The organism is Vibrio sp. B4-6, from assembly GCF_963888245.1.
Taxonomy (GTDB): Bacteria; Pseudomonadota; Gammaproteobacteria; order Enterobacterales; family Vibrionaceae; genus Vibrio; species Vibrio anguillarum.
Genome location: NZ_CAWPIM010000046.1, coordinates 1 through 2163, shown reverse-complemented (window position 1 = coordinate 2163; position 2163 = coordinate 1). Strand labels below are relative to the sequence as shown.

Below are 2163 nucleotides of genomic sequence, written 5' to 3'. Positions count from 1 at the left end.
TGGGGCGTGCGACGTGAGGTCGTATGAAGCGCTGTTCACCGCTTAATGTGTGAACCATCTGTATCACCAGATGAACCTAGGACTCTGAATAAAGTAGCGAGTCTGACAATGTAACGAAGACTGGTCATGCACCAGTCGGGATCTAAATCGCGAGAGAACGATCCTCCTGATAACCACAATCGGGTGAGTGCTAGGTAGTCAGCATGATGAACATAAGTGAATCCGCATAAGGTGCGTTATATGATGAATCAGCGGAAGTGGTTAATACGCTGTGGCCAAAAGGCATGAGAGTCGGAAAGAGATTGCCCCGTGCTCTTTCGTGATCGTTGAACTCTCCGCACTATAGCGGGCATCTACACTGACATTGCGCGACATACGGAACACGGTAAGCCTGTATCACTCCCTCTGGGAAAGCCTTCGTGGCCGATAGTGATGCAGGTATAGGAGGTTGGAAAAAGCGAAGGCTGCATTGTAACGATGCAGATACAGATCCCTATCTGATCACGAAAGTGGGCTGACTTCCGACTGGTCTTCCGTTGCAAGAGAATTTGAAGAACTTTATTCAAGGAGAAACGCAAATGATGATTTCAAAAGAGATTAGTGCATCTCCTGACAGTGCTCAATGGCAATCCACCAATTGGAAAGACGTTGAATCTCATGTTTTAAAGCTTCAGATGCGTATTGCAAAGGCAACACGAGAAGGTAAACACAGCAAAGCGAAAGCGTTGCAGTGGATACTGACTCACTCGCGATCAGCAAAACTTCTTGCTGTTAAGCGGGTATCTCAAAATAAAGGCAGTAAAGCGCCTGGAATTGATGGCGTTATCTGGAATACAGATACGCGCCGCATGAAAGCAGTCAATCAATTGAGCAGAAAAGCTTATCAAGCCAAACCGCTCAAGCGTATCTACATCCCCAAGAAAAATGGCAAGCTCAGACCACTAGGTATCCCCTGCATGGTCGATAGAGCGCAGCAAGCGCTTCATCTTCTTGCTCTGGAGCCTGTATCAGAAACACTTGCCGACCCTAACAGCTATGGATTTAGACCAAACCGCAGCACTGCCGATGCAGTCGCACAGTGCTTCAAGTGTCTGGCATTAAAGAAATCAGCTCAATGGGTTCTTGAGGGAGACATCAAAGCCTGTTTCGACAAGATCGGACATCAATGGCTTATGGACAACATTGCCGTAGATAAACGTATGTTGGAACAATGGCTAAAGTCTGGTTTTATAGACAAAGGGTTGTTCTATCGCACTGACGAGGGAACACCACAAGGTGGGGTCATATCTCCGACCTTGATGCTTATGACTCTTGTAGGGCTTGAGCAACGCATAAAGTCTACTGCACTAAAAAAGGGTGCTAGAGCCAACTTTATTGGATACGCCGACGATTTCGTCGTCACCTGTGCTTCAAAGGAAGTGCTGGAGAACGATATTAAACCGTTGATTGCTGATTTCTTAGCAGAAAGAGGCTTAACACTCTCCGAAGAGAAAACGCACATTACCCATATCAGCCGTGGTTTTGACTTCTTAGGCTTTAATCATAGGAAGTACAAAGGGAAATTGCTCATTAAACCGAGCAAATCCAACACACTGCTGTTCTTGAGTAACTTGCGTGAACTCATCAAAAAGCACGCAACTATCCCCGTTAACGATTTAATCAAGTTGGTAAATCCGAAACTCAGGGGCTGGTCGAATTACTATCGACACTGTGTAGCTAAACAGGCATTCGGATATGTAGGTCACAAGCTATTCCATGCGTTATGGCACTGGGCTAAAAGGCGTCATCCAACAAAGTCTAGAACTTGGGTCGCTCTTAAATACTTCATCAACCGTCAAGGTCAATGGCAATTTCACGGTTGGCAGAAGATCATGAATATGGATTGTCAGTTCAATCTGTTTCAAATAGCCAAAGTGCCGATAGAGAGACATGTGAAAATCAGGAGTGCCGCTACACCTTTTGATCCTCAACACCAAGAATACCTGGCAAAGAGAAAGTCAAAGAGGCAAAGTCGCAACTCTTGGCATGAGCCTGCTCTCACTGCTTTGTAAGTTGCTGGGTGCCAACTGGTGCCTTCGTGAAGGCTTGAGCCTAGTGCGGTGAAAGTTGCACGCTGGGTTCTTAGAGGGGCGACACTTGGTAACAGGTGTCGTCTACTCGACA

The 2163-nt window shown here is 46.3% G+C and carries 1 protein-coding gene; it reads left to right on the top strand.

The annotated features are described in order from the left end of the window. Positions 1-578 precede the first annotated feature (578 nt). Positions 579-2051: a group II intron reverse transcriptase/maturase gene (gene ltrA, locus AACV20_RS12845; RefSeq protein WP_170908090.1), complete on the top strand. Its 1473-nt coding sequence runs from the start codon at positions 579-581 to the stop codon at positions 2049-2051. Positions 2052-2163 lie beyond the last annotated feature (112 nt).